General features: G+C 73.5%; 12 protein-coding genes. 6 read left to right on the top strand and 6 right to left on the bottom strand.

Annotated elements, in window-relative coordinates; genetic code table 11:
• Positions 1-4: 4 nt before the first annotated feature.
• Genes treS through ACI79H_RS14125 form a run of 4 tightly spaced genes read left to right on the top strand, consistent with a single transcriptional unit; the run spans position 5 to position 7,476 of the window.
• The gene (treS, locus tag ACI79H_RS14140; protein ID WP_456555036.1) at positions 5-1,846 is read left to right on the top strand and encodes a maltose alpha-D-glucosyltransferase; all 1,842 of its coding nucleotides are present in this window, start codon (positions 5-7) and stop codon (positions 1,844-1,846) included.
• Entirely contained in the window at positions 1,843-3,213 is a 1,371-nt protein-coding gene (locus ACI79H_RS14135) for a maltokinase N-terminal cap-like domain-containing protein (protein WP_456555035.1), read from the top strand. The genes treS and ACI79H_RS14135 overlap by 4 nt, the downstream gene beginning before the upstream one ends.
• Positions 3,214-3,265: 52 nt before the next feature.
• A complete protein-coding gene (gene glgB, locus ACI79H_RS14130) occupies positions 3,266-6,052 on the top strand; it encodes a 1,4-alpha-glucan branching protein GlgB (protein WP_456555034.1) in 2,787 nt (928 codons plus the stop codon).
• Positions 6,053-6,081: 29 nt separating this feature from the next.
• On the top strand, positions 6,082-7,476 hold the full coding sequence (locus ACI79H_RS14125) for a neutral zinc metallopeptidase (protein WP_456555033.1): 1,395 nt from the start codon (positions 6,082-6,084) through the stop codon (positions 7,474-7,476).
• Here ACI79H_RS14125 and ACI79H_RS14120 read toward each other — a convergent pair.
• Genes ACI79H_RS14120 through ACI79H_RS14105 form a run of 4 tightly spaced genes read right to left on the bottom strand, consistent with a single transcriptional unit; the run spans position 7,473 to position 10,899 of the window.
• Entirely contained in the window at positions 7,473-8,429 is a 957-nt protein-coding gene (locus ACI79H_RS14120; RefSeq protein ID WP_456555032.1) for a tetratricopeptide repeat protein, read from the bottom strand. The genes ACI79H_RS14125 and ACI79H_RS14120 overlap by 4 nt on opposite strands.
• A gap of 48 nt (positions 8,430-8,477) precedes the next feature.
• Positions 8,478-8,852 (bottom strand): VOC family protein, encoded by a 375-nt coding sequence (locus tag ACI79H_RS14115; RefSeq protein WP_456555031.1) that lies wholly within the window; start codon positions 8,850-8,852, stop codon positions 8,478-8,480.
• Between the two features lie 26 nt (positions 8,853-8,878).
• Positions 8,879-9,394 carry a MarR family winged helix-turn-helix transcriptional regulator gene (locus ACI79H_RS14110; RefSeq protein WP_456555030.1) on the bottom strand — a complete coding sequence of 172 codons (516 nt, stop codon included), beginning with the start codon at positions 9,392-9,394 and terminating at the stop codon, positions 8,879-8,881.
• A 26-nt stretch (positions 9,395-9,420) separates the two neighbouring features.
• Positions 9,421-10,899 carry a phytoene desaturase family protein gene (locus ACI79H_RS14105; RefSeq protein ID WP_456555029.1) on the bottom strand — a complete coding sequence of 493 codons (1,479 nt, stop codon included), beginning with the start codon at positions 10,897-10,899 and terminating at the stop codon, positions 9,421-9,423.
• A gap of 140 nt (positions 10,900-11,039) precedes the next feature.
• Here ACI79H_RS14105 and ACI79H_RS14100 point away from each other — a divergent pair, with 140 nt between their 5' ends.
• Both ACI79H_RS14100 and ACI79H_RS14095 read left to right on the top strand, forming a co-directional pair.
• On the top strand, positions 11,040-11,531 hold the full coding sequence (locus ACI79H_RS14100) for a hypothetical protein (RefSeq protein ID WP_456555028.1): 492 nt from the start codon (positions 11,040-11,042) through the stop codon (positions 11,529-11,531).
• Entirely contained in the window at positions 11,528-12,415 is an 888-nt protein-coding gene (locus ACI79H_RS14095; RefSeq protein WP_456555027.1) for an MFS transporter permease, read from the top strand. The genes ACI79H_RS14100 and ACI79H_RS14095 overlap by 4 nt, the downstream gene beginning before the upstream one ends.
• Here the strand turns inward: ACI79H_RS14095 and meaB are convergent.
• Both meaB and ACI79H_RS14085 read right to left on the bottom strand, forming a co-directional pair.
• Entirely contained in the window at positions 12,379-13,407 is a 1,029-nt protein-coding gene (gene meaB, locus ACI79H_RS14090; protein WP_456555026.1) for a methylmalonyl Co-A mutase-associated GTPase MeaB, read from the bottom strand. The genes ACI79H_RS14095 and meaB overlap by 37 nt on opposite strands.
• Positions 13,404-14,609 (bottom strand): acetyl-CoA C-acetyltransferase, encoded by a 1,206-nt coding sequence (locus ACI79H_RS14085; protein WP_456555025.1) that lies wholly within the window; start codon positions 14,607-14,609, stop codon positions 13,404-13,406. Before ACI79H_RS14085 ends, meaB begins: the two co-directional genes overlap by 4 nt.
• Positions 14,610-14,733 lie beyond the last annotated feature (124 nt).

The following is a 14,733-nucleotide window of genomic DNA, read 5'->3' as shown; positions in this document are numbered from 1 at the left end:
AGCGATGACCGTTCCCGTTCCCGAGTCCGCTCCCGCCCACTCCGCGCTGCCGCCTCCGGGCACCGACCCCGAGTGGTACAAGCGCGCCGTCTTCTACGAGGTCCTCGTCCGCGGCTTCGCCGACAGCAACGCCGACGGCGTCGGTGACCTCCGCGGCATGATCGACAAGCTGGACTACCTCCAGTGGCTCGGCGTCGACTGCCTGTGGCTGCCGCCGTTCTTCGCCTCGCCGCTGCGCGACGGCGGGTACGACGTCAGCGACTACACCGCGGTGCTGCCCGAGTTCGGCGACATCGAGGACTTCAAGGAGTTCCTCGACGCCGCCCACTCGCGGGGCATGCGCGTGATCATCGACTTCGTCATGAACCACACCTCGGACCAGCACCCGTGGTTCCAGGCCAGCCGCACCGATCCCGAGGGCCCCTACGGCGACTTCTACGTCTGGGCCGACGACGACACCGGCTACGCGGACGCCCGGATCATCTTCGTCGACACCGAGAGCTCGAACTGGACCTTCGACCCGGTGCGCAAGCAGTACTTCTGGCACCGGTTCTTCTCCCACCAGCCCGACCTCAACTTCGAGAACCCCAAGGTGCGCGAGGCGATCATCGACGCCCTGCGCTTCTGGCTGGACCTCGGCATCGACGGGTTCCGCCTCGACGCCGTGCCCTACCTCTTCGAGGAGGAGGGCACCAACTGCGAGAACCTGCCGCGCACCCACGAGTTCCTCAAGGAGGTGCGCAAGGTCGTCGACGCGAACTACCCCGACACCGTGCTGCTCTGCGAGGCCAACCAGTGGCCGGCCGACGTCGTCGAGTACTTCGGCGAGGACGGCGACGAGTGCCAGATGGCCTTCCACTTCCCGGTGATGCCGCGCCTGTTCATGGCCGTCCGCCGGGAGCAGCGGTTCCCGATCTCGGAGATCATGGCCCAGACGCCGGACATCCCGGACAACTGCCAGTGGGGCGTCTTCCTGCGCAACCACGACGAGCTGACCCTCGAGATGGTCACCGACGAGGAACGCGACTACATGTGGGGCGAGTACGCCAAGGACCCCCGCATGAAGGCCAACATCGGCATCCGCCGGCGGCTGGCGCCGCTGCTGGACAACGACGTCAACACCCTCGAGCTGTTCAACGCGCTGCTGCTGTCGCTGCCGGGCTCGCCGGTCCTGTACTACGGCGACGAGATCGGCATGGGCGACAACATCTGGCTCGGTGACCGCGACGGCGTCCGGACGCCGATGCAGTGGACGCCGGACCGCAACGGCGGGTTCTCGACCGCCGACCCGCAGCGGATGTACCTGCCGCTCAACGCCGACCCGGTGTACGGCTACCAGGTCACCAACGTCGAGTCGCAGCTGCGCAACACCACCTCGCTGCTGCACTGGATCCGCCGGATGATCCAGGTGCGCGGCCAGCACCCGACCTTCGGTCTGGGGACGTTCGAGGAGATCGGCTCGCGCAACCCGACGGTGCTCTCCTTCGTGCGCCGGTTCGGCGACGACGTCGTGCTGTGCGTGAACAACCTGTCCCGCTTTCCGCAGCCGGTGGAGCTCGACCTGCGCCAGTTCGAGGGCTACACGCCCGTCGAGCTGACCGGCCGGGTCGAGTTCCCGCAGATCGGCGTGCTGCCCTACATGCTCACCCTCGCCGGGCACGGCTTCTACTGGTTCGAGCTGTCCAAGCCGGCCGAGCCGTTCGTGGACGAGCCCGAGGACTGGGAGACCACCGGCAGCAGCGCCATCGCCGACTCGCTGCTCGCCGCCGGCGTGGTCAGCGCCGCCGAGGAGACCCCCGGCGACAACCTCCCCGACCCCGACGACTCCCAGGGAGGGCCCCGATGAGCGCACTGGCCGACCTGCTCCGCGAGTGGATGCCCGGGCAGCGCTGGTTCGGGAGCAAGGGCCGCGAGTGGGCCGAGGTCACCGAGGACGGCTTCTTCCTCGACCGCAGCGACCCGGTGCTCTCCGTGCACCGGGTGCGGGTCACCTACGCCGACGGCGGCGCGGACACCTACCTCGTGCCGATCTCCTGGCGCGACTCCGAGGTGGAGGAGCTGGGCTCGGCCTACATCGGCACGGTGGCCGGCGACGGCCGCGAGTCCCACGCCTACGACGCCATGCGCGACCGGGACGCGACGACGCCGTGGCTGATCCACCTGGTGAACGCCTCGACCGTCGGGCCGATGCACTTCCACCCGGCCGGTGTCGCCTACATCCCCGAGGGCGTGCCCGGCGACATCGTCTCGACCGAGCAGAGCAACACCTCGCTGGTCTACGGCCAGGAGGCGATCTTCAAGCTGTTCCGCCGGCTCGAGCCCGGGCTGAACCCCGACGTGGAGATCCACGACGCGCTGCGCCGGGCGGAGAACCCGCACATCGCGCCGCTGCTGGGGCACATCGAGATCGACGACCCCGATCAGGCCAACCCGCCGGCGACGGTGGCGATGCTGCAGACGTTCGTGCCCAACGCCAGCGACGGCTGGCGGCTCGCGACGGCCAGCGTCCGCGACCTCTACGCCGAGGGCGACCTGCACGCCGACGAGGTGGGCGGCGACTTCGCGGCCGACAGCGAGCGGCTGGGCGCGGCGACCGCGTCGGTGCACACCGACATGGCCACCGTCCTGCCCACCGAGCCCGCCGAGCGCGACTGGTACGCCACCGTGGCCCGGCAGATGGGTCAGCGGCTCGACGCCGCGATCGAGGTGGTCCCGCAGCTCGCCGAGCACGCCGACGGGCTGCGGCGCATCTACGCCGCGGTCGCGGACAGCACCGAGCCGGTCGTGCGCCAGCGGGTGCACGGCGACCTGCACCTGGGCCAGGTCCTGCGGACTGCGACCGGCTGGATCGTGCTCGACTTCGAGGGCGAGCCGGCCCGCCCGCTGGCCGCCCGCCGCGAGCTGGACAGCCCGCTGCGCGACGTCGCGGGCATGCTGCGCAGCTTCGACTACGCGGCCCGGCACATGCTCGTCGAGCAGCCGGAGGACACCCAGCGCGCCTACCGGGCGCAGGAGTGGGCCGAGCGCAACCGGGCGGCGTTCTGCACCGGCTACTCGGAGGCCAGCGGCCTGGACCCGTGCGGCGGGTCACCACTCCTTCGGGCGTTCGAGGCCGACAAGGCGGTTTACGAGTGCGTCTACGAGGCACGCAACCGTCCGCACTGGTTGATGATCCCGCTGGACTCGCTGTCCCGGCTCACCAGCCGCGAGTGACGCGGCGCGCGGCCACGACGACCCGAGCACGACGGCACCGGAGGACGAGACGATGAGCAGCGACGACCGGGAGGAACCGGTGGCCGGCAAGGACGAGTTGCAGCGCGCCGTGGAGCAGCGGGTGGCCGACGCGGAGGCGGCGGCCGGCAGCGAGCCGGTGGTCAACGCACCGGCGAAGAAGGCGACCCGCAAGGCGGCCCCCCGCAAGGCCCCGGCCGCGAAGGGCGCCGCGGGCGAGGCTGCGCCGGCCAAGAAGGCCCCGGCACGGAAGACGGCGAAGCGGGCTCCGGCGAAGAAGGCCGCCGCGACCGGCAACGTCGCGCCCGAGGGCGTGCAGACGACCGACGAGCAGCCGAGCACCGCGTCGACCGCGCCCGAGGGCGGCCCGACGACCGTGCCGCCGGTGATCTCGCCCGCGCCGATCGCCGAGCCCGGCGACGGCACGGGCGCTCCGGCCGCTCCCCCGGAGCCGCCGGACCCGGACCCCGCGGAGCCCAGCGCACCGCAGGCGCCGGAGGACGGCGCTCCCGCGGACGCTCCTGCGGCCCCGGCGGAGGCGCCCACGCAGGCGCCGGGCGAGGCAGGTGGCCCGGCCGCGGCCGGCGAGCAGCCCAGCCTCGGCGAGGTCGGCGAGGAGGACCTGCGCGCCATCGTCGAGGGCTGGTCGCACGACCCGCACCGGGTGCTCGGCGCGCACGAGGCGGGCGAGGGCTGGGTGGTCCGGACGCTGCGCCCCGACGCGGTCTCGGTCGCCGTCCTCGACGAGGACGGCAGCCGTGTGGAGGCGGCCCGGGTGCACCCCGGCGGCATCTACGAGGCCCCGCTCCCCCGCCAGCCGGGCGACTACCGCATCGAGGTCGAGTACCCCGACGGCGAGGGCGGCACCACCCGCCACACCGTCGATGACCCGTACCGCTGGCTGCCCACCCTCGGGCCGCTGGACGAGCACCTCATCCGCGAGGGCCGCCACGAGCGGCTGTGGGAGGTGCTCGGCGCGCACGTCCGCCGGTACGACACCCCGCGCGGCACGGTCGAGGGCGTCTCCTTCGCCGTCTGGGCGCCCGCCGCCCGCGGGGTGAAGGTCACCGGGGACTTCGACTACTGGCAGGCCCGCGCCTACCCGATGCGGTCGCTGGGCTCCTCGGGCGTCTGGGAGATCTTCGTGCCCGGCGTCCCGGTCGGCAGCCGCTACCGCTACCACGTGCTCGGCGCCGACGGCACCTGGCGGGAGAAGTCCGACCCGCTGGCGTTCGCCACCGAGGTGCCGCCGCTGAACGCCTCCGTCGTCGCCGAGTCAACCCACGAGTGGCAGGACGACGCCTGGCTGGCCGAGCGGGCGACCGGGGACTGGCACGCGCGCCCGATGAGCGTCTACGAGGTGCACGCAGGTTCCTGGCGGCAGGGGCTCTCCTACCGCGAGATGGCCGACGAGCTGGTCGACTACGTCGTCGCCGCCGGCTTCACGCACATCGAGTTCATGCCGCTGGCCGAGCACCCCTTCGGCGGCTCGTGGGGCTACCAGGTCACCTCCTACTACGCCCCCACCTCGCGCTTCGGCAGCCCCGACGACCTGCGCTACCTGGTCGACCGGGCGCACCAGGCCGGCATCGGCGTCATCGTCGACTGGGTCCCCGCGCACTTCCCCAAGGACGAGTGGGCGCTGGCCCGCTTCGACGGCACGCCGCTGTACGAGCACGGCGACCCGCGCCGGGGCGAGCAGCTGGACTGGGGCACGCTGGTCTTCGACTTCGGCCGCTCCGAGGTGCGCAACTTCCTGGTCGCCAACGCGCTGTTCTGGTGCAAGGAGTTCCACGTCGACGGCATCCGCGTGGACGCGGTCGCCTCGATGCTCTACCTGGACTACTCGCGCGACGAGTGGGTGCCCAACAAGTACGGCGGCCGGGAGAACCTCGAGGCCGTCGCGTTCCTGCAGGAGTTCAACGCCACCGTCTACCGCGAGGTCCCCGGCGTGGTGACCATCGCCGAGGAGTCGACGGCGTGGCCGGGCGTCACCCGGCCCACGCACCTGGGCGGCCTGGGCTTCGGCTTCAAGTGGAACATGGGCTGGATGCACGACTCGCTGGACTACGTCGAGCGGGAGCCGGTCTACCGCAGCTTCCACCACGGCCAGCTGACGTTCTCGATGCACTACGCCTACTCCGAGAACTACGTGCTGCCGATCAGCCACGACGAGGTCGTCTACGGCAAGGGCTCCATGCTGCGGAAGATGCCGGGTGACCGGTGGCAGCAGCTGGCCAACCTGCGGGCCTACCTGGCCTACATGTGGGCCCACCCCGGCAAGCAGCTGCTGTTCATGGGCTCGGAGTTCGCCCAGGACTCGGAGTGGGCCGAGAGCCGCTCGCTGGACTGGTGGCACCTCGACGACCCCGCGCACCGCGGCGTCCTGCAGCTGGTCACGGACCTCAACGCGCGCTACCGCGAGGACGACGCGCTCTGGGCGCACGACGTCGACCCCGAGGGCTTCCAGTGGATCGACGCCAACGACGCCGGCGGGAACACGCTGTCCTTCGTGCGCTACGGGCGCTCCGCCGCCCCCGCGTCCGAGGAGGGCGAGGAGACCGCCGCCGACGCGAGCCGCTCCGCGCTGGCCTGCGTGGTCAACTTCGCCGGCACGCCCCACCACGAGTACCGGATCGGGCTGCCCCGGCCCGGCTTCTGGCGCGAGGTGCTCAACACCGACGGCGAGGGGTACGGCGGGTCGGGGGTCGGCAACTACGGCGGCGTGGAGGCGGTCGAGGAGCCCTGGCACGGGCAGCCGTACTCGGCCACGATCTCGGCTCCCCCGCTCGGCACGGTCTGGTTCCGGCACGAGGCCTGATCGGGGCGGCGCGGGGTAACGGTCGCTCCGTGCGGATCGACGACACGCGACGGCGGCGGTGGGCCAGGCTCACCGCCGCCGTGCTGTGCCTGCTCACCCTCAGCGGCTGCGGCGTGGTCGTCGTGGGACGGGCGAGCCCCGCGCGGCCCCCGGTCACGAACGCCGAGGCCGGTGACACCGGGGTCGTCGGCGCGACCGGCGAGGAGGTCGACGTGCTGGCCCGGAACGCGTTGACCGACCTGGAGACCTACTGGGGAGAGCAGTTCCCCGAGGTCTTCGGCACCTCCTTCGAGCCGCTGCAGGGCGGCTACTTCAGCGTCGACCCCGGGGACGTCGACCCGGCCGCGTACCCCCAGGGCATCGGCTGCGGCAGCGACCCGCTGGACCTGGAGAACAACGCGTTCTACTGCGTGGCCCCCGACGCCCCGAACTCCGACTCGATCAGCTACGACCGCACGTTCCTCGCCGAGCTGGGCTCCGAGTTCGGCAGGTTCATCCCGGCGCTGGTGATGGCGCACGAGTTCGGGCACGCGGTCCAGGCCCGGGTGGGCTCGCCGGCCGCCTCGATCGCCGCCGAGACGCAGGCCGACTGCTTCGCGGGGACCTGGACCCGCTGGGTCGCCGAGGGCGAGGCCGAGCACTCGGTGCTGCGCACCCCCGAGCTCGACGAGCTGCTGCGCGGGTACCTGCTCCTGCGCGACCCGGTCGGGACCAGCGCGCGCGAGGAGCAGGCGCACGGGTCCTACTTCGACCGGGTCGCCGCGTTCCAGGAGGGGTTCGACAGCGGCACCGAGGCGTGCCGGGACAACTTCGACGAGGGGCGCCTCTTCACCCAGGGCCCGCTGCGCGACCAGGAGGTGTCCAGCGGGGGCAACGCCCCCTACGGGGAGCTCCTCGAGATCGTCGGGGACACGCTGCCGGAGGTGTGGGACCAGACCTTCGACCAGCTCCTCGACGAGCGGTTCGAGGCGCCCACGATCGAGCCCTTCGACGGGGACCCGCCGGCGTGCGCCCCCGATCAGGACCTCGACCTCGTGTACTGCCAGGACGAGCAGCTCGTCGGCTTCGACGAGGCGGACCTGGCCGAGCCGGCGTACGAGCTGGGCGACTTCGCGGTCGCCACCGCCATCGCCCTCCCCTACGGGCTGGCCGTGCGCGACCAGCTCGGGCTCTCCACCGACGACGAGGAGGCCGTGCGCTCCGCGGTGTGCCTCAGCGGCTGGTACACGAACGTGCTCTTCCGCGACGACCCGAGGACCCGCGTCATCTCGGCCGGCGACGTCGACGAGAGCGTGCAGTTCCTGCTCGCCTTCGGCAACGAGCCCTCCGTGGTGCCCGCCGCCGACCTGACCGGCTTCCAGCTGGTCGACCTGTTCCGCAACGGCTTCGTCGAGGGGCTCGACGCCTGCGGCCTCGAAGGCTAGAAGAGCGCGGTCATGAGCGCCCGGCGCGCCGGGCCCACGCGCGGGTCCTGGTCGCCGACGACCGAGAACAGCTCCACCAGGTGCTTGCGGGCCTGGTCGCGCTCGTCGCCCGCGGTCCGGCGGATGACGGCGAGCAACCGCTCGAAGGCGCCCTCGATGTCCCCGGTGCCGAGCAGGAAGTCCGCGGCGCGGGTCTGCGCCGTGACGTCGTCGGGAGCGGCGTCCGCGGCGGCCAGCGCGTCGGGCCCCGCCTCCTCGGCCCGACGGAAGAGCTGCACCTGGCGCAGCGCGATGCCGGCGTCCGGGTGGTCGGGTTCCTCGGCGAGGATCGCCTGGTAGGCCGCCTCGGCCGCGGCCAGGTCGCCCCGCTCCAGCGCCGCCTCGGCGGCGTCGAGGCGCGGGTCCTCCACCTCGGGCGCCTCCTCGCCGTCGGCGGGCACGGCCCCGCCGGTCGTCGCGCGGACCAGCTCGGCGACGAACTGCCGGGCCTGCTCCTCGGGGATGGCGCCGTTGAACTCGGCGATGAGCTGCCCCTGCCAGACGGCCTTCACGGCCGGGATGCCCTGCACCCGCAGCCCCTGCGCCAGCGCGGGGTTGGCGTCGACGTCCACCTTCGCCAGCACCCACGAGCCGCCACCCTCGGCGGCCAGCCGCTCCAGCACCGGGGAGAGCTGCTTGCACGGGCCGCACCACTCCGCCCAGAGGTCGAGCACGACCGGCACCTGGAAGGACCGGTCGAGGACCTCGGCCTGGAACGTCGCCTCGGTGACGTCGACGACCGCGCTCCCTGGAGCCCCCGCCGGCACCGCGGCGCTCGGCGGCGGCGCCGCCTGCGCCCGGGCGGCCGCCTCCGACCGCGCCTTGACGGCGGCGAGGTCGACCGCCCCGGCCATGGTGGCGGCCATCTGGGCCTGCGCGCGGGGGTCGGGGCGTCCGGGGCGGGTCGGCTGCATGACCTCGATCATCCCACCGGGCGCACCGGCGTGTCGGGTCCGGGTTCCTCAGCTCTCGGCCCACACCCCGAGCTCGTTGCCGTCCGGGTCGGCGAAGTGGAACCGGCGGCCGCCGGGGAACGGGTACGGGCCGTCGGTCACCCGCCCTCCGGCGGCCTCGACGGCGGCCAGCGTGCGGTCGAGGTCGGCGGAGAAGAGCAGCACCAGCGGGCCGCCGGGGCGGGGCGGTCGCTCGTCGAGGCGCAGCCCCCCGGCCTCGGGCGCCCCCTCGCCCGCGCCGCGGATGCCGGCGTAGGCCGGTCCGTGGTCGGTGAAGGCCCAGTCGAACGCCTCGGCGTAGAACCGCTTCGCGCGGGCGAGGTCGGTGACGGTGAGCTCGACGTAGTCGATGGCGTGGTGCCGCGCAGCGGCTGGTCCGGTCATGGCGGTGAGGGTGCCGGAGGGGTCTGTCAGGAACCGGCTCCGGCCACGTCGCCGGCGCCCAGCCGCACCCGGCGCAGCACGGCGAACAGCGCGTCGAGCTCCGCCTCCGGCACGTCGGCGAGCCCGAAGCCCAGCTCGGTGAGCGCCCGGGTGCCGAGCTCCACCACCGCCCGCCCGTCGCCGGTGATGCCGGCCAGCACGCCGCGGCCGTCGGACGGGTTGGGCAGGCGCTCGACGTGGCCCGCGGCCACCAGCCGGTCGATCGCGTTGGTGACGCTGGTCGGGTGCACCATCAGCCGGCTGCCGATGACCTTCAGCGGCAGCTTCCCGGTGCGGCTGAACGTGAGCAGCACGAGCACCTCGTAGCGCGCGAAGGTCAGCCCGTGCGGCTTGAGCACCTCGTCGAAGCGGGCGAGCAGGATCTGCTGCACCCGGAACACCGACGTCGCCGCCCGCATCGCCGCGGCGGACCCGAAGCGCTCCTCCCACGTCTCCGCGGCGCGCTCGATCGGGTCGAAGGGCAGCCCCAGCGGTCGCACCATGGGGAGGACGCTAGTCGGCGCCCGGCTCAGCGCAGGGCCGGGCGCAGCGGCGGGACCTCGCGCACCCCGAAGACGTCGCGCAGCGCGACCCGGGCGGCGAGGTCGCCGCACATGCCGTGCACGGCCGGCCCCGGCGGCGTCGCGGAGGACGCCATGTACACGCCCTCCACCGGGGTCCGGTAGGTGTTCCACCGCGGGACGGGGCGGGCGAGCATCTGGCGCAGCGTGGCCTGCCCGTTGGAGATGTCGCCCCCGAGGTAGCTGGGGTTCCACGCCTCCATCTGGACGGCGGTCTTCGTCGCCCGCGCGACGACGGTGTCCTTGAACCCCGGTGCGAAGCGCTCGATCTGGTCCTCGATCGGCCCCGTCATGTCGACGTCCGCCCCGTGCGGCACGTGCACGTAGGCCCAGAAGATGTGGCCGCCGTCGGGAGCCCGGGTCGGGTCGGGCACCGTCGGCTGCACGGCCAGCACGTAGGGCTTGTCGGTCAGCCGGCCCTGGTTGGGTGCCCGCTCCCCGGCGAGGGTCTCCTCGAGGTCGCCGGCCACGTGGATCGTGCCCGCCCGGCGGACGTCGGGGTTGGTCCACGGCACCGGCTCCGAGAGGATCCAGTCGATCTTGAAGACGCCGGCGCCGTGCTTGTACCGCCGGACCCAGCGCCGGTAGCCCTCGTTGAGCCGGTCCCCCGCCATGGTCACGAAGTCCTCGGGGGTGGTGTCGAGCAGGACCGCCGGGACGCCCTCGAACTCGCGCAGGTCGGTGACCCGGTGCCCGGTCACGACCTCGCCCCCCTGCTCCTCCAGCGCCGTCACCATCGCGTCGGCCAGCTTCTGCGAGCCGCCCTCGACCAGCGGCCAGCCCGCGTGGTGCGAGAGCATCGCCAGCAGCATGCCCAGCGCGGACGTCAGCGGCTGGCTCAGGTCGAGCATCCCGTGCGCAGCCGCCCCGCCGAGCAGCGCCCGGCCCTCCTCGGTGTCGAAGTACCGGTGCGCCAGCCAGCGCACGTTCGGCAGGCCGGTGAGGGCGAACTTCGTGACCTCGGCGACGCTCCTGGTCGGCAGCGAGCGGAGCCGGCTGGAGAGGAAGAAGTCGATGACGTCGGTGCCGTGCTCGACCAGCGGGCCGAACAGCCGGCGGTAGGCCTCCGCGTCGGGTCCGAGCCCCGCGGCCGTCTCCTCGAGGGAGCGGAAGGACAGGGCCGCTCCCCCGCCGTCGAGCGGGTGGGCGAAGTTGACCTCGGGGTGGACGAACCGCACGCCCCGGCTCTCCGGGTCGAACTCGCGGAAGAACGGCGCGGCGACGGCCATCGGCTGCACCGTCGAGCAGACGTCGTGGTGGAAGCCGGGCTGCAGCAGCTCCTCGGTCCGCATCCCGCCGCCGGGCCGGTCGCCGGCGTCCACGACCTGGACCCGCAGCCCGGCCGCTGCCAGGCGCAGCGCCGCGGCCAGCCCGTTGGGCCCCGCTCCGACGACGACGGCATCCGGTCGTCCAGCACGCCCGCTCACCCGGTGATCCTCACGAGGGCACCGGTCATCCGCAAGCCGGCCCGGTACCCGTGGGTCGCGCCGGGCGCCTGGGGCGCCGGCGGCGGGCACCGTGCGCGTGCCCGTGGCGGTCGGACTCGGGCCGGATCTAGCCTGCGCCGGTGCACCACTCCCTCGACCTCCCGCCGGCGGCCGCACCGGAGGTGGACCGGCTGACGCCCGCCGCCCGCCGCCGCCGGCTCGCGAGCGTGGTCGTCGTCCTGGCGCTGCTGCTCGCGGGCACCGTCTGGGGCGACGACGACGCGTTCCCCTTCGGCCCGTTCCGCATGTACTCGACGCGCAACGACCCGAACACCCCGGTGATCTCCACGCGCGCCGTCGGGATCACCGCCGCCGGCGAGGAGGTCCGGCTCTCCGGCGGGCAGGTCGGGCTGCGCCGCGCGGAGTTCGAGGGCCAGATCCAGCGGCTGCGCGAGGAGCCGGAGCTGCTGGGGCTGCTCGCCGACGCCTTCGCCGAGGCCAACCCGTCGGCGCCGGAGCTGGTGGCGGTGCAGATGGTGCACCGGAAGTTCGAGCTGTCCGACGGGCAGCCGACGGGCGGCTACACCGACACCGTGGTCGTCGAGTTCGACCTGGAGGACCGGACCCCGTGAGCACCCCCGCACCGGACGCCGCGCCGCCCATGACGGGCCGGTGGTGGTTCGCCCCCGTCCCCCTCGCGCGGGTCGCGGTCTTCCGCGCGATCGCCTACCTGTTCATCCCGGTCGACGTCTTCCTGACCACCGCCTGGGTCCGCGCGCACGCCGACGTCCCCACCGAGTGGTACGCGCCGTTGCTGGTCGGGCGCCTGCTGCACCTGCCCACGCCCACCCACACGCTCATCCTGGTCGTGCAGTGGGCCCTGGTGCTGGCCGCCGTCGCCGCGGCGACCGGTCGCGCACCCCGGCTGCTCGGCGCCGCCGTCTTCCTCCTGTACGCGGAGTGGATGGTCATCGCGATGAGCTACGGCAAGGTCGACCACGACCGGATCGCCTTCCTCGTCGCCCTCGCCGTGCTCCCCACGGTCGGTCGGGCGCGCGTCCGCGACCGCCGGCTCTCGGAGTCCGCGGGCTGGGCGATGGCGGCGGTCTTCGTCACCGTCATGCTCACCTACTTCCTCGCCGCCTGGGCGAAGGTGCGCTTCGGCGGCTGGGACTGGCCGACCGGCTCCACGCTGACCCGCGCGGTCGTGCGGCGCGGCACACCGCTGTCGGACTGGACGCTCGACGTCCCCGGCCTCCTGCCGGCCGCGCAGTGGGTGATGCTGGTCCTGGAGTTCCTGGCACCGCTGATGCTGCTGGTCCGCAGCGACCGGGCGCGGATCGCTCTGGCGCTGTTCCTCATCGGCTTCCACGTGATGACCTACGCCGGCGTGCAGATCATCTTCCTGCCGCACTGCGTCGCGATCCTGTCGATCCTGCCGTGGGAGCGGCTGACCGCCCGGTCGGAGCGGCAGCCGGATCAGAGCTGGGCGACCAGCTCGTCGGCGGCGCGGTAGGGGTCGGTCTCCCCCGCCACCACGCGGTCGGCCAGCGCGTCCAGCGCCGCGCTGCCCCGCAGGTCGCCGATCCGCTCCCGCAGCGCCGCGAGGGCGATCGCCTCGATCTCGCGGGCGGCCCGCTCGGCCCGCCGCCGCCGGCCCTCGCCCGAGGACTCCAGCCAGGCCCGGTGCTCCTCGACCCGCTGGAGGACGACGTCGATGCCGTTGTCGCTCTCCCGCGCGGCCACGGTGCGGCAGATCGGCGGGCGCCAGCCCCCGGACAGGTCGTGCCGGCCGCCGAGGGACTGCATGTAGCGGAGGTCCCGCACGGTCTGGTCGGCGCCGTCGCGGTCGGCCTTGTTGACGACGAAGACGTCGGCCACCTCGAGGATCCCGGCCTTGGCCGCCTGGATGCCGTCGCCCATCCCGGGCGCCACGAGCACCAGCGTGGTGTCGGCCAGCGAGGCGATCTCGAGCTCGGACTGGCCCACGCCGACCGTCTCGATCAGGACGACGTCGCAGCCGGCGGCGTCCAGCACCCGGAGCGCCTGCGGGGTCGCCCACGACAGCCCGCCGAGGTGGCCGCGCGAGGCCATGGAGCGGATGAAGACGCCGCCGTCCCCGGCGTGGTCCTGCATGCGCACGCGGTCGCCGAGCAGGGCGCCGCCGGAGAACGGCGACGACGGGTCGACCGCGAGCACGCCGACGCGCCTGCCGGCCTCCCGCAGCGCCCGCACCAGCGCCGTCGTCGTCGTGGACTTGCCGACGCCCGGGGAGCCGGTCAGGCCCAGCACCTGCGCCCGGCCGGTGTGCGGGGCCAGCGCGGCCGCCACCTCGCGCAGCGCGGGGCTGGCGTCCTCGACCAGCGAGATCAGCCGGGCCACCGAGCGGGCGTCGCCCTGGCGGGCCCCCTCGACCAGCGCGGGGACGTCGACAGCACGCCGCCCCCGCCGCCCGGGGGCGGCGGGGGCGGACGTCTGGACCGCGGTCCCCGCAGGGACCTCCGTCACGCCTTGCTGGGCGCGTGCAGGATCAGGGCGTCGCCCTGGCCACCGCCGCCGCACAGCGCGGCGGCACCCACCTTCAGGCCCCGGCGCTTGATCTCCAGCGCCACGTCGAGGACGACGCGGGCGCCGCTCATGCCGACCGGGTGCCCCAGGGCGATCGCGCCACCGTTGGGGTTGACCTTCTCGGGGTCGATGCCCAGCTCGCGGGTGGAGACGATGCCGACGGCGGCGAAGGCCTCGTTGAGCTCGACGACGTCGAGGTCCTTGGGGTCGATGCCCTCGCGGGCGCAGGCCTTCTTGATGGCCGCGGACGGCTGGCTCTGGAGGGTGGCGTCCGGGCCGGCGACGACGCCGTGGGCCCCGATCTCGGCGATCGGGGTGATGCCCAGCTCGGCGGCCTTGGCGGCGCTCATGACGACCACGGCACAGGCACCGTCGGAGATCTGCGAGGCGGTGCCGGCGGTGATCGTGCCGTCCTTGGCGAAGGCGGGCTTGAGCTTGCCGAGGCTCTCGGCGGTCGTGTCCGCGCGGATGCCCTCGTCGTCGGTGAACTCGATCGGGTCACCCTTGCGCTGCGGGATGAGCACCGGGGTGATCGACTCGGCGAAGACGCCGTCCTTGTGCGAGCGGGCGGCCTTCTGGTGGCTGGCGGCCGCGAACTCGTCCTGCTCCTCGCGGGTCAGGTCGTACCGCGCGTTGGCCTTCTCCGTCAGCTCGCCCATGGCGACCTGGTCGAAGGTGTCGGACAGGCCGTCGTGCGCCATCGAGTCGATCAGCTTGGTGTCGCCGTACTTCGTGCCGGTGCGCGAGCCGGCGAGCAGGTGCGGCGCCTGGGTCATCGACTCCTGGCCGCCGGCGACGACGATGTCGTACTCGCCGGCGCGGATGAGCTGGTCGGCCATGGCGATGGCGCTCAGGCCCGAGAGGCACACCTTGTTGATGGTCAGCGCGGGGACCGACATCGGGATGCCGGCCTTGACCGCAGCAGGACGGGCCGGGTTCTGGCCGGCACCGGCCTGGATGACCTGGCCCATGATCACGTAGTCGACCTGGTCGCCGGAGATGCCGGCGCGCTCGAGCGCGGCCTTGATCGCGAAGCCACCGAGGTCGGCGGCGGAGAAGTCCTTGAGCGAGCCGAGCAGCCGGCCCATCGGGGTGCGGGCGCCGCTGACGATGACCGAGCGGGTCCTGTTGTTGTCGCTCATGGGGGAGGCCTCCAGTGCCGGGCCGCCGACACCGGCGACCGTTCGAGACAGAGCAGACCGCGCTGGGCGCGCGGCGGTGGGCTGTATACCAGGATAGGACCCCGCTCCCCCAGGACGTGGCGTG

The sequence above is a fragment of the Blastococcus sp. SYSU D01042 genome, assembly GCF_054050515.1.
The sequence above is the reverse complement of the archived record's forward strand: the minus strand, read 5'-3'. Positions and strand labels throughout refer to the sequence as shown.

Excerpts from the sequence above, each read along its gene's own strand:
- treS (WP_456555036.1), top strand. The coding sequence starts at position 5 with ATGACCGTTCCCGTTCCCGAGTCCGCTCCCGCCCACTCCGCGCTGCCG.
- ACI79H_RS14135 (WP_456555035.1), top strand. The coding sequence starts at position 1,843 with ATGAGCGCACTGGCCGACCTGCTCCGCGAGTGGATGCCCGGGCAGCGC.
- glgB (WP_456555034.1), top strand. The coding sequence starts at position 3,266 with ATGAGCAGCGACGACCGGGAGGAACCGGTGGCCGGCAAGGACGAGTTG.
- ACI79H_RS14120 (WP_456555032.1), bottom strand. The coding sequence starts at position 8,429 with ATGCAGCCGACCCGCCCCGGACGCCCCGACCCCCGCGCGCAGGCCCAG.
- ACI79H_RS14115 (WP_456555031.1), bottom strand. The coding sequence starts at position 8,852 with ATGACCGGACCAGCCGCTGCGCGGCACCACGCCATCGACTACGTCGAG.
- ACI79H_RS14110 (WP_456555030.1), bottom strand. The coding sequence starts at position 9,394 with ATGGTGCGACCGCTGGGGCTGCCCTTCGACCCGATCGAGCGCGCCGCG.
- ACI79H_RS14085 (WP_456555025.1), bottom strand. The coding sequence starts at position 14,609 with ATGAGCGACAACAACAGGACCCGCTCGGTCATCGTCAGCGGCGCCCGC.